Origin of the sequence: Romboutsia sp. D33t1_170424_H2 (assembly GCF_015669105.1) — a bacterium.
GTDB lineage: Bacteria > Bacillota > Clostridia > Peptostreptococcales > Peptostreptococcaceae > Romboutsia_C > Romboutsia_C hominis.
This window is the reverse complement of the sequence record NZ_JADOZQ010000002.1, coordinates 338,158-359,797: the sequence shown is the minus strand read 5'-3', so window position 1 is coordinate 359,797 and position 21,640 is coordinate 338,158. Positions and strand designations below refer to the sequence as shown.

Sequence of the window (21,640 nt, the reverse complement as noted above, 5' to 3'; positions counted from 1 at the left end):
TGTATAATTTAATTTTTTAATAATTTTGTAACCTAATTTTTTTAAATTCTATCAATTTTGTCATTTATAATATTTCTAACTTGAACTTCACTTATGCCAAATTTTCTAGACAGTTCCTTATAATTACCATTAAAATCTTTTTTCATAATTTTATTCCTAACAGATTTAGTAATACTACTTTCATTAGGAATGTATACGCTACTTCCCCCAGCAAACTTAACAAGCTTTTTAAAGGAATCTATTCCAATAACATCAGCTAAATCCTTAATAGACTCTGGTAAATCATCTTTAGTCAAATAATCTAGCATAAAATAGCACCTCCACCTTTAACTTAAATTATACTTAACTTTCAATATTTTTAATATACTTCCTTCTATTTTTAATTATAAAATACAATACCCTACGTCGTGTTTTCATACATAGGTATTTAAATTTTTTTATAAAAAACTTTAATTTCTATTAAAACTCAAAATACCTATACTTATTATCAAGAACTACAAAAAAGGGGGAATGATTATGGCAGTAGTAGCAACTAAAAATCTATCAAGATTAAAGATAAGATTTGACTGTGGTATGGATGATGTAACTGGAAAGACAAAGGTAAAAAGTAAAACTTACTCTAATGTTGACCCAGAAGCAACAGATGATGATGTATATGCTGTTGGATCTGTTATAGCATCACTTCAAAATAATACGTTACTTGAAGTAGCTATAATAGGTAACACTACATTATCAGAATAGGTTATTAAATTATATGGAGGTGTATTATGGAAATTACAAAGAAATTATTAATGAGCTTTATGACAACATCAGGAAAAAAAGTTTCTATATCAGTAGATGACCCTAGAGAAAATTTAACTGAATCAGAGATAAAGACAGCTATGACTACTATACTTTCTAAAAATATATTTAAACCAGGTGGAGAAAACTTTGCTTCTTTAGTAGAAGCTAAGGTTGTTGAAACTGGAACTACTGAGTACGACTTTGTTTTATAGTTAATAAGGCTATGCTATTTTTAGCATAGCTTTTAATTTATTGAAAGGATGTGTTTTTATGAATTCTGAATTACAAACTCTTATAGCTTCTGTTGGCTTTCCTATAGCCCTTAGTATGTATTTGCTTGTAAGGATTGAAGGAAAGCTTCAGGTTCTATCTGATAGTATTAATGAGTTATCTAAAAATATAATAGGAATGAAATAAATGAGCCGTAAAATACGGCTCATTTGTTGTTTATATTAAGTTATCATAAAATCAACTTCTATTTACTCATAGCCTACTTTAAACACTTATCTACTATGTTTTCTACTATAATCATATACTTTTCAATTGACTCTATAAACTCTTTAATTGTGATATTTTCATCTATTGGTATATTAATAGATGCTATCATGTTAGACCCATTGTAAGGTTTTATATTACTATCTCCAAGATCATAAGCTTCATTATGTACTAAACCTTTTACATAATTTCTTTTAGTTATATATTTTTGATAATCTTCTTCATTTGTTTTTTCTATTAACCTTTTTCTAGGTATATATGGTCTAGGTTCATAATGTAGAGGTAATGTCATCTTTTTATTAAAAATATCAAAGGATGCTTCTAGATGTATATCATAACAATCTTCTGTTATTTTATAAGTATCATCTATAAATCGCGCTTCCTCATTTCCTATCCAGCTATCTTTAGATATTTTTGCATAATAACTTAACCTACCATTTCCACCTGCTTTTCCAATTTCTCTAACACTTAGTCCACTTTTGCCGTTTATATTTTTTACTATATTTTTAAACTTTATAAATGCCCTAGTTTTATCTTCTTCATTAAAACAACTATCTATAAGTTTATCATATTCATTAATATCTAAATCTTTATAGAAATCTTTTAATATTGATACAAAATCACAATATACTCTTTTTAATACTTCATCTTCAATATCTACGTCTACATTTTCAATTAAATCTTTATATGTTATGTTTTTAAATTTATCCCCAGTAGGTATTTGTTCAGGAATTAAAGTTAAAAATATAAACTCTGTTGTTAAATCTTTATTTTTTAATTCCAATAACTTATTATCTACTAAATCTTTTATACATTTTTCATCTGAATACCTTAAAGTTTGATTAAACCCTTCATCTGCCTTTAACTTATTTTCCACTATTAATAATCTTGAATCTTTTTCATTTTCTAATGTTACAATTATATCTGGAATACCAGCTGATGTTGCTATTCTTGTATAAGCCTTAACTTTAAAATCTGATGGATTTTCTATATTTAAAATATTTCTTATAAATGAGTTTCTAAATGCTTTAGATTCATTTATTAATCCAACTATTAAGTTGCTTATTATATCTTCTTTGTACGTTATTCCTAATAAGTTTACTATATTCATTTTATCCCTCATGTTTTATAATTTATAAACAATATTTTTTTAACTGTAATATTATACCATATTTTATATTTATCTGAATCGCAAATGAAAACATTTACAACTATTCTAAGATATATCCATACTTTTTATGATTTATAATTACGTCTAAATCATCTAATATATTTCATTCTAATTATTTATTTACAATTTTTTTGTATATTAATTCCATTTTAGGACATACTTTAAATATCCTACTAAAATAAATCCATTATTATTTTTTATTCTTTTTATTTAATATAATTTTCACTAATTAAAAAAGACAGGCATCGGAAACCTGTCTTTTTTATTCTCTAAATATCAATCCCATCATACATAATGTTTTACTTAACCTAGTTATAAACATACTATTTAATAAAAATTTTATCTAATTAATTTCTAATAACCCGAACCATCAATTTTCCAATTGTCTTTTTCATTATCTCTTATCAATGTCCATTGATAGTCTGTGTATGTGGTATTTGGTTCTAAAACAGGATTATCACCAGAGCCATCAACATCAAAATCTGATAGTAAAACAATAACATTTTCTGCCTTAGCTCCATTTTCCAAACCACGTCCATATTCTAAATAAGCATCAACCCAATGATTAGATTTCTCTTCATCATACCATATCTTTGTTAAAGTAGATCCTTCAAAACTAAAATTATCTTTAACACATTTAATTGCATTATCTATTTCCTCTTTAGAAAATTTAGTAGATTCACTAACTTCAATTTTAATATCATTAGATACTTTTCCTTTATTACAGCCAACTAATGAAAATATTGATAATATAAAACAAAGACATATAATAAGTTTTTTCATATAACTCCCCTTTTATTTAATAATTTGTTATTACTATTATTTTACATAATTTTGTAATATATCTCAATTTTCATATTATATAAACTTAGTTTCTCTATCACCTAATCCTATAATTAAGCTTCTTTCCTCTAATCTCACAAATATAATCCCCACACATCTCAACAATCCTACTGCCAATAGCCTCATCAATATCTATAAGCTCACTAACTTTCTTTTCACAGCTTACAATAACAGGCAAATTATTAAAATACCTATGATTTACAATCTCAAAAATAATATTAACATCACTATGGCTTATCCTACCCTTAAACAAATCATCAATCAAAAGAACTCTAGCATTTTTATACCTATTCATAACATTGTTATAATAAACTTCATCCATAATATTTTGCTTAAGCCTAGTTATAACATCTCTATAACCCATATACACAACACCAACACCACTATCCATAAGCTCATTACAAATAGCAAGACTTAAGTGAGTTTTACCAGAGCCTACTTGTCCTAAAAACATAATAGAATTTCCTCTATCATTTTCAATTTCATTAAAAAACTTTACATAATCACTAGCCTTTTTATAAGCATCCATTAGAATCATATCTACTGAGTAGTCAAAGTTATCAAATCTTTTATTTCTAAACTTTTCACTTATTCCACTCTTTTTTAAAATATCTTCAGCTTCTCTAACTTTTCTACAACTACAAGGAACTGCTACACCATCATTTATAATAAAAGTCATATCTCTACACTTATAACATCTATATTCTTTTAAGTTCTTCTCTGAACTTTCTAAGTTGTTCTTCACTTGGCTTTTTATAAAGTACTCCATCCTCTTTTTCATATTTTGTGGTACATTTAAATTTTTTAGACTCATTTTTATACTTTCCATCACTACCACCCCTATTTATCTCATCATCTCTATATTTTTCTTTTTCTTTTTGTTTTTCTTTTTGTTTTTCTTTTTCCCCATACCCATACTCAAAGTTATTTTCTACTTTAGTTATGGGTATAGATACACTATCCATAGTGGTAATATTTTTATTTTTTATGTCTATAGCGTATCCATACCTATGACATTCTTTTAAAAATAAATTTATAAGGTCAATGCTTTTAATATCTAAAAGTTCTTTTTCTACGCATTTTTTAACCTTTGTACTTACCACCTTGTTGTGCTTAAGCCAGTTCTTAATAAAAATCTCCTTACTTTCCTCACTATAAATAATTTTTCCATAGTCCTCAAATCTTTTAAGAAGCTTTTCTACTGTTTCTCTGTTGTATCCTGTTTCTGTTTCTATAATCCTTTTAGGTAATTCATATATCCCACATTGGCTAGTCTTGCTATTTGTCATAAGGTAAATATAAAAATATTTCTCCTCTGGTGTTAAATCAAGTACAAAACCATCTTGCCAATAATCTATGTGTATATGCCTATAAACTGCCATATTAATACCCCTAATTTTAAGCTTTTAAATCCATAATTAATTTTTCCTTAAATTCTAAACACTCTTGATGTAGTAGTTTTCATGTACTTTTTAGCTAAATCAGGATGTTCTTTTTTTAATCTTTTAGAATCTAATATATTTTTACTTTGCTTTTTCCAACTAATTTTTCTATCCCCAATATAAGCTATTTCATACTCTTTCATTTGACTTTGTATATATTGTTCTATAGCCTTTTTCTCACTATCTAACTCTTTTATAAGACCTACTACATCATCATATCTATTTAAGTAATTTTCCTTTTCAAATAGTATTATCTCTTCTTCTTTGCTTTCTTTATAAAGGTTTTTAAGTACCTTTGAATAATCATCACTTCCATCTGGTATTGGTATATTATCTCCTAGTACACACTTTTCCCAAAACATTTTCTCTAACTTCATAATATCTTCTATTATTTCTTCATCTCTATCAATCTTATGAATAACCAAATCTTCATTACCTATAAGTGCTGCTACATAACAATGAGTAGCTCCTGTAACTGCCATATAATGATAACATTGTACTTTATAATTAATTGGCACCCCATTTTTCCATTCTCCTTTAAAGTAGCTTCCACTTACCTTGCACTCTAAAAATGCTTTTTCTCCTACAATAGCTCTATCAATATTTGCTATTGCAAATGGATATTTATCATTTTTAAGTATCCCATTAATATTTCTGACTTTCTTATTAGTTTTTAAGGCAAATTCCCTAGCTACAAAATCTTTTAACTTATTACCTAGCTCCATTTTGTAATTTGTATAAATAGTATCTTCAATATGTTGTGTATTTTTATTTAATATACTATTTATAGTTTTATCATCTATATTGTTTATGTTATTTTTTATATAGCTAAGTTTTTCTAAATATACACTTACAGAGCTTTTGTATGGATTAAGCCCAACTACGCTAGATGCATCACTTCCACCTATACCTTTTCCCCTTTCCTTTAACCACTCATATTTACTCATTTTCTTTGTATTATGAGTTATATTAGCCTCTAAAAATTTTCTCATTAGTTTATCCCCCTTTATATTTATTTGTAAGTTTTTTCCTAGTAATATATAATACTTCTGAGGTGATTATTTGAAATTAACTGATAAACAGCAATTTATAATATTTTTATTACTTGCCATAGGTTTAAGTATATTTGATGCTATATTTTTACCTAATACCAACTTTAGTTCTTATAATTCTCTAATTAGCGTATTTGTTGTAATTATATTAATTAGAGTACTTTATAGATTTTTTAAAGATTTTAAATCATTTACAAAAGTAGATATACTAGGATATATAGTTGTTTTTATTATTGGTTTATCTTTATTATTTACTGTTAATACTTAAGGTGGTTAATTTTAACCATTATTTTTTTATCTATTTATAAGTTTTTTCTAAAAAATATTTTTGACCTTTTCCAGTTATAAGTGTTGTTGTTGATATTATTTCACCTTCACTTGTATTTAAAATACTTTCAGATACTTTAAAAAGCCCTCTTTCTATATACACTTGCTTTGGCATGTTCTTTTCTTTACCACTTTTTATAAGATAACCATTTGCTCTTAACATACTAAATAGTCTATTTCTTCCTATTTTTATGTTATTGTTGTTTAATATTTTAGCAAACTGTCCTATTGTTATAGCATCTTCACTTGTAGCTATAGTTTTTGCAAAATTTACAAGTGGCTTATCTAGTTCTATAGTTTTTTCAAGCTTTCTAGCCTTTTTCTCTACTAACATTCTTTGATTTCTTTCTTCCTTTAACTTAGTTGCCATTTGTATTATAAAGTCTGGATTTTCTAAAGCTTTTTCAATAACATCTTCATTCATATAAGCTCCATTTTTTCTAATAGAAGGTATTACTTCTTCCATTATCCACTTTTCAAATCTTTTTGCACTAGGTAGTTTTGACCTAATAATTAATCTATACACATTACTTTCATCTATAAATTTCTTTCTAACAAATTGTATTATTTCACTTTTATTATCTCTAAAACCAGTAACTACCCCCACGTCGGAAAAAATTACCCCCTCTTTTTTACAATGTCTTATTATTGCATCTCTAGGATTTACATATCCTAATATCTTAGCTATTCCTATAGCCTCTATATATTCCTTGTTATTTACTACTATTACATTTATTTCTCCAAATTCCTTATTAAAAAATACCTTTAAATCTCTCATATAAATCCCCTTTGTATATATTTATTATCATTTTTTTATAATTTAGCTATTTTTATTACCTTTTGGTAATATAATGAGTAAAAATTTTTGTATAACTAATTCTCAATATCTAAATTTAAAAATATCTCATTTACTTCTTTAATATTAAGATTTAATACCTTACTTATTTTTACTACTTCCTCTAATGAAAAATCTACCCTTCCATTTTCTTTAAGATTATAAGTTTTTGTATTCATCCCCATCATATTTGCTACTTTAACTTGTGTTAATCCAAATAATGCCCTTTTTGATTTAAGTATTCTAAGTCCCATTATTTTACTCCCCTATCTCTATTTTATTTTTTTATGATAAATATTTTTTTGCTCCTTTGTAACTAAATATTACATCCATATTTTGTAAGTGTCAATTAGTTTTTGGTAATTTTATTATACAAATTATCATTTTTTTTAGTAATTTGTATGTTTTGTATATTTTTATTACCGTATATACATTTTTATTTCCTTTTTCATAACACTGTGATATTATTAAAATATAACTAAATAATGTTAATTTTAACCAAAGGAGCGTGAAGAATTTGGAGACTATTGCACAGAGAATTTCTAGAGCTAGACGTTATTTAAATTTAAATCAAAAAGAATTAGCAAAAAGAGCAAATATAACAGAAGCTAGTTTATCTAGATATGAAAATGGATTAAGAGAACCAAAATCTGCCGTACTTTCAAGACTTGCTGATGCACTTGAAGTGTCTACTGACTACTTACTAGGCCTTACTGATGAAAGAACTTATGATGAATGTGATATAACTAAAAAAAGTGAAAAAGATATTAAAAACATATTAGAAAATGCTGAAGAAATGTTAAAGCAAGATGGATTAATGTTTTGTGGTAAGCCAGCTTCTAAAGAAGCCATAGATGGGGTTTTACAAGCTATTAAAATGGGGATGCTTTTAGCTATAGACAAAGAAAAGAATAAATAGTAATAACTTTTAATTTTTGAGCAACGGACGAAGTCGTTGGCGACATGAGCAAAGCGATTTTTATGAAGGGGAGATTAATTTTGAATTTAAAATATATAAAAGAAAAAGTGAGAATTCTAAAGAAGTATTATCCAGGATATAGTGCATTAGAATTACTTCATCAATTTAAAGTTGTTACTTCTTGTTTTGATGATATTTTGGGGACTGACTTACCTGAGGGGTGTTATTTTAAGATTGGTAATACAAAGTATGTACTTATAGACCCTAATCTTTCTGATGAAGATAAAAAAAGAGTTTATACTCATGAACTTGGACATGTACTACTTCATCCAGATATAAATACTTTAGAGGTTGAAAAATATGATCCGATTCTTTATGAAAAACTTGAAAAGGAAGCTGATACTTTTGTAGCTGAGTTTTTATTAGATGATGATGTCTTTATGAAATACTTTACTGGTTGTAATTATAAAATAGCAAATCATGAAAAAATACCTGTTAGGTATGTTAATATCAAAGTAAATAATTTAGATAAATCTGTTAAAAAACACTATGAGCAACTTTTTGCTACAAATTCTCACTATGTTTCATATTAAATAATATTGGTAATACTTTTTACCAATTTATTTTTATGCCTAATTTTAGATATTTATAAAAATTTTTTAAATAAAAAAGAGCAATATTTCTAATGCTCTATTAGTTTTAGTATATTAAATTTGACCCTCTTCAATTAACTGAGGATGTGTATTATCTATCATACTTTTTATTTTACCTCTATACATAAGTTTAAATATGCCCCACGCTATAATCCCACCTAATGTATTTAATATTAAATCTTCAACATGAACAACTCTTATATACGTAAGTCCAAATATATTCATAACTAACTGAGTTAACTCTATTGATAATGATATTAAAAAAGTTATCTTAGTAGCGTATTTTAAATTTCTTGATTTTTCACTTTTTGCACATATATACAGTATAAATGGCATTAATAAAACTAAATTTCCAATTACATTTCTCATTATATTTCTAAGATAAACTCCATATTTAAAATAATCTAAAAATGGAACCATGCTTATATTACATCTTTCTATAAAGCTTAATTCTTGTAAATATGGCAATGTTTCACCTGTATTTATAGGTAAAATAGTTATTCCTATAAGGTAAGATAAATATATTACAAATAGATTAGTTAAAATTTCATCCCCAATGTTAAATTTAATACCCTTTTTCTTTCTGTTCATTAAGATTATTATTCTTGCAATTATCCATACTGGTAATCCAAAAATAAATAATCCACGCAGTTCAAATGAATACATATCTTACTCCCCTTCAACCATTTTCCAAAAATTACAATACTTAATATATCATGATTGTAAATTTATATCAATTAGGTTATAAGAATATTCACTTGCCTTTTATTGTTTCAAATAGTTATTTTATTTCTTTTTCAAAAATAATTTGATAACAATATGATGCTTGATATGGTGCTATACCAGTATTTTCATTTACTGGAACAATAACTTGCTTTAATCTCCATCCATTTTTTGCTTCTTCTTGAATAGTATTTTTACATTCCTCAAAAGTATCACCAGTTTTAACATTCCATCCTTTTTTTAATGGCACTTTTATAAATTTATACTCATACATATAGCTTTCCCCCCCTTTATTTAATTATAGCAATTGTTACAGGTAATATATAACAATAAAATAGAAGCAAATGCTCCTATCTTATAAAATAATAGTATCTATTTAAATTTATATAATAAATAAAATATCATTTTGATAGTAATTTATTAAGTACCCTTTTTTGTATTTTCCTATTTTAGATACATCATGAGTTTCTGAATATATCCCAATAAATATTAATGTAAAACCTAATCCAACACATATCCCTTTTATAAACTCTGGAAGTAAATTAGTGCAATTTCCTAACAAGAAAATAATATTGAATAATAATCCAAAATTTATATAATTATTTAATCTCTTCATATACATCACCTCCACCCCTTTTATAATATATTCTATACAGAAATTTAACTTTCGCAACTATATAATCCCTATAAAAAAGGCTAGGCAAAATGCCTAACCTATAACCTTCTTGTCATATATACCTTCCAGACTAGCCTTTCTAACCCTATCCCTTATAACATCCTTATCTATAGTATAAAATCCTAGCTCCTTCATCCTATTAAAATAAATACTTCCTGCAAATGTAAATCTTAACTTATCTCCACCTTCTTTTTGCATTTCATTATTAGAATAAGCTAAAAAATCACCTATTAATAAATTAGTTGGAAGTTGAAGTAAATACATTCCAACACAGCTTCTAGCTGCATTATGTCCTGCCAAGCTTCCTGTACATATTGCCTCTGTATGACCTACATAAAATCCTGATTTTTCTCCACCAACAAATAAGTTATTTATACCTTTAGCTCTCATATAGTTATCTCTTTTGGCTACAGATAAATATCTAATAGAATTACCCTTACCACCAGCATATGGGTCAACTATACAAGCATTCTCAAAGCCTTTAACTTTTCTTAGTTTTTCTATAGCAAAAAATGGACTCATAAGTTTTGCATGACCTGTATCTAGTAAAACTATATTATCAGAAAATGCAGGTAGAGCATATTGTTGACATACCTTTAAGTCTAACTTCTTTTCATTTTTAAGTTCATCAGGTAGCGCTATTACTGCACATCCTTTTTCATTTAATTCCTTTTGTATATCTTCACTTAAAGATTCTTTTAATAGTTTCATAGAACCACTAAATGCACCAAAGTCACCATTATTTCTTCTTCCCATCATATCTTCTAATCCACAAGTTTCACTTATACTCACTCTTCCTCCAAAAGATGGACATCTTAGTATACACATTGCACACCCATTACCATACTTTGTACAGTTACCCATAGGACCTGCTGAACCTGTTGTTTCAACAAATGCTTCACCATATACTTTTTCTCCATCTTCTAAAATTACAGCTTTTATATTACCGTTTTCAACCTCTGCATCTACAACTCTGCTAAATAATCTAACGTCTATTCCCATTTCTATTAATTTATTTCTTACTTGTCTTTCTACCTTTGTTACATTATACAATGTAGCATGATCATGTCCTGGGAAATTTATATCTTTATGAGTACAATATTTATCAGTGATTTCAAATAACTCTCTAGCACCTAGTGCTATTGCTTCTTCTGCTGCTGTATATCTTCCGTTATTTCTCATTATTCCACCAACATTACCTAGACCTATTAATAAGTCTGTTTTTTCTAATACGGTAACATCAGCACCTGCTTTTTTAGCAGATATGGCAGCAGCACATCCTGACCATCCACCACCAATAACAACTACTTTAGGCATTACAACTCCCCCTATACATTGTTAGAATTTAAAAAATCTCTACTGTTTATTTGCATCTTACAAGATTTAACTTTTTCTCCATTTACATTGATTATGCAAGCACCACATATTCCTTCACCGCAACATATTAAGTTATTGTTTGATATAGCAAATTTTATATCTTTGCTGTATTCATCTACAATATCCATAATATATTTATTAAATCTATTGCCTCCAGCTGAATACACTAGGCTTATATCATTTCTTTTTATATAGTCTAATAAGAAGTCTTTATTTTCATTTATATCAGTTATATATACATTTATTCCTAATTTTTCTAACTTATCTACTACTTCATCTAATATATCTGCTTGGTTATTTATAAACACTTCTACCTTGTTATTATTCTCTATAAGTCTTTTGACTACATTTATAGAGTTTACTAAAGATAATCCATTGCCTATTACAACTACATTTTCTCCGGATGTAGATTTTATTTCTTTAATCCCAAATATTCCATTAAAATACGGTCCTTTTACTCTTATTTTTTTAAAGTTTATTATATTTTTAGTCTTTACTCCTACTGGCTTTATGATTATTTCTAGTATGTTTTCTTTATCATCCACATCCATAACAGATATAGGCGTGTTAAATATATCTCTATCCTTGTCTATCCCCTTAATAAGCATGTAAGCTCCTGGGCTTTTTAAATCTATTATGATATTTTTAGGAACTTGTATTTTTATAAGGTATACATTATCCTTAATTTCTTTTATATCTTTTATATCACAGATATATTCTTCTCTTTGTTTAATTTTTGAATTCTCACTATGCTTAAGTTCATTATAAATACATACTCCTTGCCATGAACAACTTGAGCATTTTTCTCCTCTTATAAGAGGACATTTTATACAATCCCCTGAGTAAGCAAGATGACACGGGCAATACTTGCTCCCAGCATCTGCACATATTTTCCCACTACCCTTTTTCAATATATTCACATCCTTAAATTGTTTATTTTTTAATGTCTTGAATAGTATATTATCAATTTATTATTTTAATTTTTTTTTGTTACACTACCACAAATTAATACAAATTTTATTACTTCTATTTTTGTAGCCTCAAAATATACTTTAGTATATATAAAATTTTTGGATATGCCGTATACTTGATTTTATTAAATTTATCTTAGGAGAGTTATTTATGAATGGAGATTTCATTTTTTCTAAAGAACATCTAACTATACTTTTATTATTTTCAATATTTCTATATGTTTGTCCAAAGCTTACTAAAAATTTATTACCTTATAGTTATATTGTTGAGAAAGTAATATGTGCACTTATTATATTAGAAATAGTATCTGAACAAGTTTCATTAATATCTATGGGAGGTTATGATACATTAAATTCACTACCTATTGGACCAGGTCGATTTTGTTCTTATATTTGCATAGCAATTTTATATTTTAAAAGATATCAATTGTTTAATGTATTTTTTTCATGGAGTTTGGTTTGTTCTATAGGTGAGATAATATTTTTTAAAAGTATTCCTTATAGGTTTCCAAATATACTTTATTTCTTACTTATATTTTCTAAAATGATATTAGTATATGCTAATGTATATCTAATAGAAGTTAGAAAATTTAAGGTAAGCTCTAGTGCTATTAAAGATAATTTAATTACTTGTATAATATATTTTTCATTTTTATTTTTCTTAAATATTTTTACAAACTTTAATTTTAATCGTGATTTTTCCAATTTTAATATTTTAAATATCATTGTATTTATAATTTCAACTAATATAGTATATATACCAGTACTTTTATTTGATAAATTTAATTTTAATATTAAAAGGTAAATTTTTAAACCTATTAATATATATTATTTTCATGAGTTATCAATAGATTTATGCTTAATATAATTTAATTACATGTAAAAAAATGCTCGCTAATTTAGCGAGCAAATATACTTTTATTTCCTAATAATAAATGTAAGAAGAAAATAAAAATCTTAGGTTATTTTCATTATAACATAATTTGGTATGATTTTTTATTTTATTTTATAATAATTCCTTAAATATAACGCTTGATTCAACCATACAGTTGTATAACCTTTCTTTTTTATCTTCATCTAACTTTTCTATTCTATGACCTATTACATCTAGTAAATGGTCTACTTCAGCTTTGATTAAAACATGCCCTTTTTCAGTTATACAGTAGAAAGTATTTCTTCTATCCTTTGGATCTTCTTCTCTGTACACATATCCTTGTTCCACCAATTTGTTTAATAATATACATAAACTAGAAGTTGATACATATAAATCTTTACTTAAATTTTTAAGCTCGATTTTTTTATGCATATTTATTCTGCTTAATGTAACAAATTGCCTCTCTGTTAAAACACTATCATGTTGCACCCTCTCCGCACTTATAAGCTTTACTAAGTTAGCAAAGTCATTCATACTGTCCACCATTAATGTAGAAATTTCTCTGTTGTTCATAGCTCTTCACCTCGAAATTTTGCTCTATACACCCTATAATACCCTCTACATTAGTTAGTATTTTAACTATACACTTTATTATACTACACAATTTTAATATTTACCAATTAAATTATTTGCTTTCAAAGTATTTGCTAAAATAAAGCTATCTATAATTTATTTATTTTAAACTCTAGATAGCCCTAATTTACTTACTATTAGCATTGTTTTTTGTTTAAATCATCCTTCTTAGATAACTTTTGAATTTTTTCTATAACCTTTGGTGTAACTGCTAATATATTGTCTACCATATTTATATTGTTATCTAAGCTCATAAGTCTTGTTTCACCATCTTCAACTACTACAAATGCTACGGGTTGTATAGATATGGCTCCTGCACTTCCTCCTGCAAAGTTTGTTTCATTGTCCCATTCTACTTTTGAAATTCTATTTTCTTTATGTGGACCTCTAGAGTAATCTCCTCCACCTATACCAAATCCTATTGTTATTTTTGATATAGGTACAACAACTGTTGTATCTGTTTTTATAGGGTCTCCTATTACTGTATTTGCATCTATTGAGCCTTTAATAGTTTCAAATGTTGTCTCCATAAGACTTTTTATTGAGTTTGTCGATTTCAATATTACCACCATTCCTTTTACCTTTATTAATTTTAATGTAAATTTTATATATAGCAATCGATATTATTATTATATCTTTTATTGTCGGTTTTATTTCTATCTTTGAATCACAATTTATAAAGTTTTTAGTAAAATCTGGTTTTACATTTAAATATACCTTATTAGAGTTTATAATGTTTATTATGCTAGAATAAATAAAATTTATAAGTACATATATAAAACTTGTAAAAGGTATATTTTCACTGCCGAAATTTATATCTATATATATTTCTTCTATCTTAACTCTTTTTAGTAACCCAAATACTACTTTTATTTCTTTTAAATTTGAATTGTATATGCTTCTATTTCTTTTAATTTCTCCCTTCTTAGTTTTGGTACATTTTTTATTAGTTGGATAAAGTGGTATATTTATATTTATTATATTAAAGAAATACTTTATCCTTAAATCTACCCTTATATGTTCATTCTTTACTTTAGAAATGATTAATATATGTAACTTTGAGTTAAATAGTATTAGTAATAATACTATTACTATACAAATAATTAATAACACACTGTATCTCATAGTTTTATTATTTCTAAATATTGAATATATATACAAAAAAATACAGATATTAATTTAAATATAAAGTTATATAAGCAGTAATTTCATATACTTTTATATAGAATTTTAATATCTTGTATTATATTTTAAATTACGTATATCCTATTTTATAAATACAACAAATGAAAGGATGTATTCTATGAATAAACCAATTAACCAAAATGCAAAACAAGCTTTAAATATGCTTAAAATGGAAATTGCTAATGAACAAGGATTTAACTACAATGAAGTTAGTGATAAAATTGAAAGTAATGCCCCTCAAAACACACTAGAAGGGATATCTAAGAATGTTCTTGCTGGAGAGCTAGTTGGAGGAGCTATGACTAAATCATTAGTTACTAAAGGCGAAGAAATACTTTTAAAGATGTATAAAGAAAAGTAAGTTTTTTATTAAAATTAATATAATTAAAAAAATTCGCTTCGCTCATATCGCCAACGACTTTGTCCGTTGCTTAAAATATTATTTTTTACATTTTCAAAGCTATTGAAATATCTTACCTTTATGAGTTATCAATAGTTTTATACTTAATATAATTATCTTGAATGTAAAAAATCCAATAGGATAAACCTATTGGATTTCTTTTTCTTCATTTAATGGTGGTAAATCATCTAAGCTTTCTATGCTTAGTAATTTTAAAAACTCATCAGTAGTTTTATATATTATAGGTTTCCCTATTTTTTCTAACCTTCCAGCTTCTTTTATAAGTTCATTTTCAAGTAAAACAGATATTGCTCTATCACATTTTACTCCTCTTATATTTTCTACTTCAACCTTTGTTATAGGTTGTTTGTAGGCTATTATAGTTAGTGTTTCAAGAGTTGCCTGACTTAGTGTTTTCTTTTTTTTTGGTTCTAATAATTTTTTTATAAATCCTGCATACTCTTTGTTAGTAGTCATTTGGTATTTATTTTCTAATTTTATTATTTGTATACCTCTATTGTTTTCCTTATACTCTTCTATTAAAGAGTTTAACATTAACTCTATCTCTTTGCTTGATAGCTCTTCATTTATTATACTATTTAGCTCACCAATACTTATAGGTTCTGAGTAAGCAAACATTATAGCTTCTATAATATTTTTAATATCTTCACGTCTCATTTTATCACTCCGAGCTTTTCTTTATTATTATGTCATCAAAGAATAAGTCTTGTTCTACTATTACTTCTTTTCCTTTTATCATTTCTAATATAGATAAAAATGTTGCTATAACTTCATCTTTATCACAAGACTCTATTATCTTTGTAAATCTTACTTCTTTTTCTACTTCTATTATACTTCTTATAAAAGATATCTTTTCTTCAACAGGTATTATTCTACCTCTTACTATTTTGTCTAATCTTTTATCTTCTACTTTTTCATCTTCAACAGATTTTACTTTAAGTATTAAAGGAAGTATATTTTTTATAGCCTCTATAGATATATCTTCTAATTCTACTTTTTCATCTGTTATTATTTCTTCTTTTTTTCTAAAGAATAATTCATCTATATAAGTTATGTTATCTTTTATAGAATCTGTTGCTAGCTTGAACTTTTTATATTCTTCTAATTGTTCTACTAATTCAAGTCTAGGGTCAACACTTTCTTCATCTTCTTTTTGTTTATATAATAAATACTTAGATTTTATTTGAAGTAACTTAGATGCCATTGTTATAAATTCACTAGTTACCTCTAAGTCCATTTTCTCTAGCATTTTTATATAATTTATGTATTGTTTTGTTATTTCTATTATTGATATGTCCTTTATATCTATCTTTTGCTTAGATATCATATCATATAATAAATCTAGTGGTCCATCATAAACCTGTAAATGTATATTATACTTCATGGATTACCTCTTAAATTATGCAAATAAAAATACTATGTTAATTATTATATCTCTTATTGGTTCTACAAATATACCAACTAATCCTGTAAATATTAAAACTAAAAATATTATACTACTCATATTTTCATATCTATAAACATATTCATTGTATTTATATGGTATAAATGTTGATACTATTCCCCATCCATCAAGTGGAGGTAGAGGAAGTAAGTTAAATGCAGCAAAACCTACATTATATATCATAGTCATAGAAGCTATTAAATTAATAGCATACATATTTATATACTTATTTATAAGCACACATATTATAGCAGTTATAATGTTTGCTATAGCTCCTGAAAATGAAACTAACACATTTCCTATCTTGTAGTTTTTAAAATTATTTGGATTAACAGGAACAGGTTTTGCCCAACCTATTTTAAATATAATCATCATTAAAAGCCCAATAGGGTCTATATGCTTAGCTGGATTTATAGTCATTCTTCCATACATCTTAGCTGTATCATCCCCCAGTAAGTGTGCCGAATACGCATGACCAAACTCATGAACGCTTATAGCAACAGCAATTGCAACTACCGTTGACAATATATAATCTAAATTCATTTTTTCATCTCCTATATTTAGTTTTAATTTTATTATATCAAGTAATTAATTCATAATCAAAACTTTTGTATAATCAGATACTTATATGTTAACCACTAATCTATTACATTAAAAGGCAGCTACTAATTATTTATTAATAGCTGCCTTTTTAATTTATATATTATTTATAATGTGGTGTAAGTGGTGTTAATACTTCACAACCATCTTCAGTAACTAATATCATATCTTTTATATTAAATCCACCAAATCCAGATATATAACATGGTGTTTCTATACAAAGTATCATACTAGCTTCTAGTTTTCTTTTTTCGATTAATGATATAAATGGTGTCTCCACCGTTTGAGGTCCCATACTTATACTATGTCCTAAATGACCTCTTTCATAGAACTTATACTTTTCCTTTACATAATTAAATCCTATTGAGAATAATTCATTAAAACCAAGTACTGGCTTAACTAAATCTATCATAAGCCTTTGAGCTTTAACTATCCAACTTCTAGATAAATCTGTTGTATAAAAGTTAGTGTCTCCATTTACCCCCCCCCGTCGAATTTAACTACGCTCCATTTTTTATTATCCTGTCGGTTGAATGACAAAATAAAGGTTACAATTTAAGTTCTTTAAAATTGAAATATAACTATCTATTTTCGCTAATAACATGTTTTGATTCATTATAAGCACATGTTAATTGTTGAATAGGAGTATCATATGGCTTAATCCATCCCTTATTAAGACTTAATTCAGTAAGTGCTGTATGACCTCCAACCATTTGAGTTAATGATGCTGAATATAGCGCTCTTAATTCTGGTGTACTACTTGTTAATGTAGAATTAAGATACATGTCTGCAGCTTCTTTTGCAGATGAAAGCATACCTAAAGCTATTATTTCATCGTTTAGATCTGCATTATCTTTTATTAAATTTCCTAGCATATTTCTCATAGTATCTATTCCTCCTCAGTAGCTGGTATTTTATTCTCAACTATAAATTGTTGTATTGCTTTAATTCTTCCTTCTGTTGCTAATATACTAGCCTCTGATTGTCTCTTTAAGTCTTCATCTGATATTAAAGAATCTATTGCTCTTTGCATAATTAAACCATCAGATTCCATTTTTAACACTGCTGCTAAAGATAGATTTTCTATTTCTGAAAGTGCTCTCATTCAATTACCTCCTACAATATATTTTCATATAATATTATGCGTATTAATATTTAAAAGTAATCATGTTAATATCTACCTTATTAATAAATTCAAAATAAATATATAAACTTACTATACAACAATTTTTCATAACTTTTAAAATATTATAATTTCATCAGTATATAAAAAGGTAGTGTTAAGCACTTTAACACTACCTTTTATTTTTATTTATAATGTGGTGTAAGTGGTGTTAATACTTCACAACCATCTTCTGTAACTAATATCATATCTTCTATATTAAATCCACCAAATCCAGATATATAACATGGTGTTTCTATACAAAGTATCATACCAACTTCTAGCTTTCTTTTTTCGCTTAATGATATAAATGGTGCCTCTGCCGTTTGAGGTCCCATACTTATACTATGTCCTAGATGACCTCTTTCATAGAACTTATACTTTTCTTTTACATAATTAAATCCTATTGAGAATAATTCATCAAAACCAAGTCCTGGTTTAACTGAATCTATCATAAGCCTTTGAGCTTCAACTAATCTTTGCTTTAACTCACTAAGTACTGGGTGAGCATCTCCAACTATCCAACTTCTAGAAAAATCTGTTGTATAAAAGTTAGTGTCTCCATTTACCCCCCCGTCGAATTTTACTACATCTCCATTTTTTATTATCCTATCAGTAGATCGACAAAGTCTTCCTGAATTTTCACCTGCACAAAATGATGACCATCCACTTGGGAAGCATATTCCTGATTCCATTACCTTTTTACAGTATATATCAAACAGTTCTCTTTCACTTACTCCCTCTTTAACAAACTGACTTGTATGTAAAAGTGCCTCATCAGCTACTCTAGCTAACTTTCTAAAGTATTCTATTTCATCATCTTCTTTAACACTTCTAGCTTCTATAAATAAATTAGAAACATTTACAAAATCCACATTAGGAAGAGCTCTCTTTAAAGAATCAAAATATGTTGCTGATATAAAATCAAGTTCTATACCTACTTTTTTATCTTCAAGGTTTAATTCTTTTATACTTTCAACTACTACATCTAATGAAGTTACAAAAGTTTTATTAGATACAACTTCTTTATTAGCTAAAACTTCTTCAAAAGTTTTTCCCCCAACCCATGTACTATATTTTTTAACTATACAGTCCATATAATCAGAAAATGCTTCACTTTCAAAATCCATTCCTATAGCTATAGCCCTACTTTCTTCTTTGTTATCTAATACACTTACAGCAAAATGAGCTTGTCTAGATACTGTATGTTGATGTGAAGAATAAGCTGTTATATAAGTAAAATTTTCTGGAGAGTTTACTATAACTCCATCAATATTATTTTCTCTTAATAATCTCTTTATCTTTTGAACTTTAGGTTTCATATTCACTATCTCCTAATTTATATTATGCTCCATAAAATAATGGTGATCCTGGTCCTATTGGTAAACCAAATGTATACCAAACTATAAATAATAACGTCCATCCTATTAAAAATGCTATTGAGTATGGTAACATTGTTGTTATTAATGTACCAACCCCAGCTTTCTTTTCATACTTTTGACAAAAGGCTACTATAAGTGCAAAGAATGGCATAAGTGGTGCTATAACATTAGTACATGAATCTCCTATTCTAAACACTAATTGAGTAAGCTCTGGTGATAATCCTATTTGCATAAACATAGGAACAAATATTGGAGCCATTAAAACCCATTTAGCAGAGTCAACAGCTATTATTATATTTAAAAGAGCTGTTAAAACTATAAAGCATATTATAAGTGGTAACCCTACAAATCCTGTATTTTCTAGGAAATGTGCTCCATTAACTGACATTATAGTTCCAAGCTTTGAATAGTCAAAGAACTTTATAAATTGTCCTGCAAAGAATACTAAAACTAAAAATCCTGCTATACTAGTTACACCTTTTATCATTAACTCTATAACATCTTTATCATTTTTTATAACTTTAGCTCCTATTCCATAGAATATTCCAGGTACCAAAAATAAACATGCCATTATAGGTATAATACTACTCATAAATGGTGAAGTTAATATTGAACCAGTTTCTGGATCTCTAAGTACTCCATTTTGAGGAAGTACTAATAATCCTATAAATGCTATATAAACTATTAATGATAATACTCCCCACTTCATACCTCTTTTTTCAAGGTCTGTTATATCTTCAACTACTGCGTCTTCATCTGATACATATTTTCCAAGTCTTGGCTCTACTATTTTTTCTGTTACAAATGTTCCTACTGCTACTATTAAGAAAGTTGATGCTATCATAAAGTACCAGTTAGCTGTTGGTTGAACAAAGTATTCTGGATTTATCATATTTGCAGCTTCTGTTGATATACCTGCAAACATTGGGTCATTTGTACCTATAAGTAAGTTTGCACTCCATCCTCCAGATACTCCTGCAAATGCTGCTGCCATACCTGCGATTGGATGTCTTTTAAAACTCATAAATATTATTGCTCCTAATGGAACTAATACAACATATCCAGTAGATGATGCTACATTTGACATTATTCCCAAGAATATTATCATAGCTGTAACCATCTTCTTTGGTGTAACTTTTGCTACTTTTCTTAAGGCTGCTGATAAAAATCCTGTTCCTTCTGCAACTCCAACACATAGTATTATTACAAATACTGGTCCTAGTGCAAAAAAGCTAGTAAAGTTTGATACTATAGAAGTAAACATATATCTAATACCATCTGGTGATAGTAAACTTTCTGCTACAACTTGAGTTTCAACTATAGCTCCAGTTGCTTGGTCATAAGCATCATAACTTACAGAAAGACCCATACTACTTGCAATAGCTGATCCTAATATTACAACTGCTGTTAATATTATAAATATTGTCGCTGGATGAGGTAGCGAATTACCTACTCTTTCAACTGTGTCTAAAGATCTTAAAAGAAAGCTCTTTTTTGACTTTGCCTGTGCTTTAATTTCCATAATAAACCCCCGTATTATAAAATTTTATTTAAAACAATGTATAAAACCCTTTTCCTTTTGAGCAAAATTATTATTAGTTATATAAATCATTAACTCTTAGATAAATTTATTTTCAAGAGATTATAACTAAACTAGCTATAATCCCTTATT

Annotated in this window: 32 protein-coding genes; 8 read left to right on the top strand and 24 right to left on the bottom strand. The window is 26.8% G+C overall.

What is annotated here, in order from left to right:
- Positions 1-41: 41 nt before the first annotated feature.
- A complete protein-coding gene (locus tag I4U66_RS04745) occupies positions 42-308 on the bottom strand; it encodes a Mor transcription activator family protein (protein ID WP_092924697.1) in 267 nt (88 codons plus the stop codon).
- Positions 309-516: 208 nt separating this feature from the next.
- Here I4U66_RS04745 and I4U66_RS04740 point away from each other — a divergent pair, with 208 nt between their 5' ends.
- Genes I4U66_RS04740 through I4U66_RS04730 form a run of 3 tightly spaced genes read left to right on the top strand, consistent with a single transcriptional unit; the run spans position 517 to position 1,200 of the window.
- On the top strand, positions 517-741 hold the full coding sequence (locus tag I4U66_RS04740) for a DUF1659 domain-containing protein (protein ID WP_195581319.1): 225 nt from the start codon (positions 517-519) through the stop codon (positions 739-741).
- Between the two features lie 26 nt (positions 742-767).
- Positions 768-995, top strand: coding sequence for a DUF2922 domain-containing protein (locus I4U66_RS04735; RefSeq protein ID WP_195581321.1), 228 nt, complete (start codon positions 768-770; stop codon positions 993-995).
- 58 nt (positions 996-1,053) lie between these two features.
- Complete coding sequence (locus I4U66_RS04730) at positions 1,054-1,200, top strand: YvrJ family protein (RefSeq protein ID WP_195581322.1); 147 nt, start codon at positions 1,054-1,056, stop codon at positions 1,198-1,200.
- Positions 1,201-1,273: 73 nt separating this feature from the next.
- Here the strand turns inward: I4U66_RS04730 and I4U66_RS04725 are convergent, their stop codons facing one another.
- The 5 genes from I4U66_RS04725 to I4U66_RS04705 form a co-directional block, all read right to left on the bottom strand.
- Positions 1,274-2,389 carry a hypothetical protein gene (locus tag I4U66_RS04725; protein WP_195928542.1) on the bottom strand — a complete coding sequence of 372 codons (1,116 nt, stop codon included), beginning with the start codon at positions 2,387-2,389 and terminating at the stop codon, positions 1,274-1,276.
- Positions 2,390-2,803: 414 nt separating this feature from the next.
- A complete protein-coding gene (locus I4U66_RS04720) occupies positions 2,804-3,232 on the bottom strand; it encodes a DUF4829 domain-containing protein (RefSeq protein ID WP_195928541.1) in 429 nt (142 codons plus the stop codon).
- Positions 3,233-3,329: 97 nt separating this feature from the next.
- Positions 3,330-4,061: an ATP-binding protein gene (locus I4U66_RS04715; protein ID WP_195581444.1), complete on the bottom strand. Its 732-nt coding sequence runs from the start codon at positions 4,059-4,061 to the stop codon at positions 3,330-3,332.
- Positions 3,991-4,674 carry a replication protein gene (locus I4U66_RS04710; RefSeq protein ID WP_195928540.1) on the bottom strand — a complete coding sequence of 228 codons (684 nt, stop codon included), beginning with the start codon at positions 4,672-4,674 and terminating at the stop codon, positions 3,991-3,993. The genes I4U66_RS04715 and I4U66_RS04710 overlap by 71 nt, the downstream gene beginning before the upstream one ends.
- A 47-nt stretch (positions 4,675-4,721) precedes the next feature.
- Positions 4,722-5,726 (bottom strand): YqaJ viral recombinase family nuclease, encoded by a 1,005-nt coding sequence (locus tag I4U66_RS04705; protein WP_195928539.1) that lies wholly within the window; start codon positions 5,724-5,726, stop codon positions 4,722-4,724.
- Between the two features lie 70 nt (positions 5,727-5,796).
- Here I4U66_RS04705 and I4U66_RS04700 point away from each other — a divergent pair, with 70 nt between their 5' ends.
- Positions 5,797-6,054: a hypothetical protein gene (locus I4U66_RS04700; RefSeq protein ID WP_166505797.1), complete on the top strand. Its 258-nt coding sequence runs from the start codon at positions 5,797-5,799 to the stop codon at positions 6,052-6,054.
- Between the two features lie 30 nt (positions 6,055-6,084).
- Here I4U66_RS04700 and I4U66_RS04695 read toward each other — a convergent pair whose 3' ends face one another.
- Positions 6,085-6,891, bottom strand: a complete 807-nt coding sequence (locus I4U66_RS04695) for a phage antirepressor KilAC domain-containing protein (RefSeq protein ID WP_195928538.1) — start codon at positions 6,889-6,891, stop codon at positions 6,085-6,087.
- A gap of 95 nt (positions 6,892-6,986) precedes the next feature.
- Positions 6,987-7,202, bottom strand: a complete 216-nt coding sequence (locus tag I4U66_RS04690) for a helix-turn-helix transcriptional regulator (protein WP_092924677.1) — start codon at positions 7,200-7,202, stop codon at positions 6,987-6,989.
- Positions 7,203-7,465: 263 nt separating this feature from the next.
- On the opposite strand from I4U66_RS04690, the gene I4U66_RS04685 reads away from it, so the two are divergent.
- Positions 7,466-7,867, top strand: a complete 402-nt coding sequence (locus tag I4U66_RS04685; protein WP_092924675.1) for a helix-turn-helix domain-containing protein — start codon at positions 7,466-7,468, stop codon at positions 7,865-7,867.
- Between the two features lie 80 nt (positions 7,868-7,947).
- Positions 7,948-8,460, top strand: a complete 513-nt coding sequence (locus I4U66_RS04680) for an ImmA/IrrE family metallo-endopeptidase (protein WP_166505799.1) — start codon at positions 7,948-7,950, stop codon at positions 8,458-8,460.
- 114 nt (positions 8,461-8,574) lie between these two features.
- Here I4U66_RS04680 and I4U66_RS04675 read toward each other — a convergent pair whose 3' ends face one another.
- The 5 genes from I4U66_RS04675 to I4U66_RS04655 form a co-directional block, all read right to left on the bottom strand.
- Positions 8,575-9,186, bottom strand: coding sequence for a VanZ family protein (locus tag I4U66_RS04675; RefSeq protein ID WP_195928537.1), 612 nt, complete (start codon positions 9,184-9,186; stop codon positions 8,575-8,577).
- A 115-nt stretch (positions 9,187-9,301) separates the two neighbouring features.
- The gene (locus I4U66_RS04670; protein ID WP_092924667.1) at positions 9,302-9,517 is read right to left on the bottom strand and encodes a DUF4177 domain-containing protein; all 216 of its coding nucleotides are present in this window, start codon (positions 9,515-9,517) and stop codon (positions 9,302-9,304) included.
- Between the two features lie 108 nt (positions 9,518-9,625).
- Entirely contained in the window at positions 9,626-9,859 is a 234-nt protein-coding gene (locus tag I4U66_RS04665; protein ID WP_195928536.1) for a hypothetical protein, read from the bottom strand.
- Positions 9,860-9,952: 93 nt separating this feature from the next.
- The gene (locus I4U66_RS04660; protein WP_195928535.1) at positions 9,953-11,236 is read right to left on the bottom strand and encodes an FAD-dependent oxidoreductase; all 1,284 of its coding nucleotides are present in this window, start codon (positions 11,234-11,236) and stop codon (positions 9,953-9,955) included.
- An 11-nt stretch (positions 11,237-11,247) separates the two neighbouring features.
- Complete coding sequence (locus I4U66_RS04655) at positions 11,248-12,207, bottom strand: hypothetical protein (protein ID WP_207741702.1); 960 nt, start codon at positions 12,205-12,207, stop codon at positions 11,248-11,250.
- Between the two features lie 211 nt (positions 12,208-12,418).
- Here I4U66_RS04655 and I4U66_RS04650 point away from each other — a divergent pair, with 211 nt between their 5' ends.
- Entirely contained in the window at positions 12,419-13,072 is a 654-nt protein-coding gene (locus I4U66_RS04650) for a TMEM164 family acyltransferase (protein ID WP_092924661.1), read from the top strand.
- A 201-nt stretch (positions 13,073-13,273) separates the two neighbouring features.
- On the opposite strand, the gene I4U66_RS04645 is transcribed toward I4U66_RS04650, so the two are convergent.
- The 3 genes from I4U66_RS04645 to I4U66_RS04635 all read right to left on the bottom strand — a co-directional run bounded on the left by I4U66_RS04645 (position 13,274) and on the right by I4U66_RS04635 (position 14,887).
- Positions 13,274-13,714: a MarR family winged helix-turn-helix transcriptional regulator gene (locus I4U66_RS04645; RefSeq protein ID WP_092924659.1), complete on the bottom strand. Its 441-nt coding sequence runs from the start codon at positions 13,712-13,714 to the stop codon at positions 13,274-13,276.
- 197 nt (positions 13,715-13,911) lie between these two features.
- Positions 13,912-14,334, bottom strand: coding sequence for a spore germination protein GerW family protein (locus tag I4U66_RS04640; RefSeq protein ID WP_166505805.1), 423 nt, complete (start codon positions 14,332-14,334; stop codon positions 13,912-13,914).
- Positions 14,288-14,887 (bottom strand): DUF2953 domain-containing protein, encoded by a 600-nt coding sequence (locus tag I4U66_RS04635; RefSeq protein ID WP_195237298.1) that lies wholly within the window; start codon positions 14,885-14,887, stop codon positions 14,288-14,290. The genes I4U66_RS04640 and I4U66_RS04635 overlap by 47 nt, the downstream gene beginning before the upstream one ends.
- A 190-nt stretch (positions 14,888-15,077) precedes the next feature.
- Between I4U66_RS04635 and I4U66_RS04630 the strand changes: the two genes are divergently transcribed.
- Positions 15,078-15,320, top strand: a complete 243-nt coding sequence (locus tag I4U66_RS04630) for a small, acid-soluble spore protein, alpha/beta type (protein WP_240275646.1) — start codon at positions 15,078-15,080, stop codon at positions 15,318-15,320.
- 186 nt (positions 15,321-15,506) lie between these two features.
- Here I4U66_RS04630 and scpB read toward each other — a convergent pair whose 3' ends face one another.
- From scpB to I4U66_RS04590, 8 genes are all read right to left on the bottom strand, one after another.
- Positions 15,507-16,037, bottom strand: a complete 531-nt coding sequence (scpB, locus tag I4U66_RS04625; protein WP_092924653.1) for an SMC-Scp complex subunit ScpB — start codon at positions 16,035-16,037, stop codon at positions 15,507-15,509.
- A 4-nt stretch (positions 16,038-16,041) separates the two neighbouring features.
- On the bottom strand, positions 16,042-16,764 hold the full coding sequence (locus I4U66_RS04620; RefSeq protein ID WP_092924651.1) for a segregation and condensation protein A: 723 nt from the start codon (positions 16,762-16,764) through the stop codon (positions 16,042-16,044).
- 15 nt (positions 16,765-16,779) lie between these two features.
- Positions 16,780-17,367, bottom strand: coding sequence for a site-2 protease family protein (locus I4U66_RS04615; protein WP_092924649.1), 588 nt, complete (start codon positions 17,365-17,367; stop codon positions 16,780-16,782).
- A gap of 160 nt (positions 17,368-17,527) precedes the next feature.
- Entirely contained in the window at positions 17,528-17,857 is a 330-nt protein-coding gene (locus tag I4U66_RS04610; protein ID WP_271957199.1) for a M24 family metallopeptidase, read from the bottom strand.
- Positions 17,858-18,005: 148 nt separating this feature from the next.
- Positions 18,006-18,308, bottom strand: a complete 303-nt coding sequence (locus I4U66_RS04605) for a spore coat protein (protein ID WP_166505808.1) — start codon at positions 18,306-18,308, stop codon at positions 18,006-18,008.
- Positions 18,309-18,313: 5 nt separating this feature from the next.
- Entirely contained in the window at positions 18,314-18,529 is a 216-nt protein-coding gene (locus I4U66_RS04600) for a hypothetical protein (RefSeq protein WP_092924643.1), read from the bottom strand.
- Positions 18,530-18,732: 203 nt separating this feature from the next.
- Positions 18,733-19,908 (bottom strand): M24 family metallopeptidase, encoded by a 1,176-nt coding sequence (locus tag I4U66_RS04595; protein ID WP_166505809.1) that lies wholly within the window; start codon positions 19,906-19,908, stop codon positions 18,733-18,735.
- 22 nt (positions 19,909-19,930) lie between these two features.
- Positions 19,931-21,490, bottom strand: coding sequence for an AbgT family transporter (locus I4U66_RS04590; protein ID WP_092924639.1), 1,560 nt, complete (start codon positions 21,488-21,490; stop codon positions 19,931-19,933).
- Positions 21,491-21,640 lie beyond the last annotated feature (150 nt).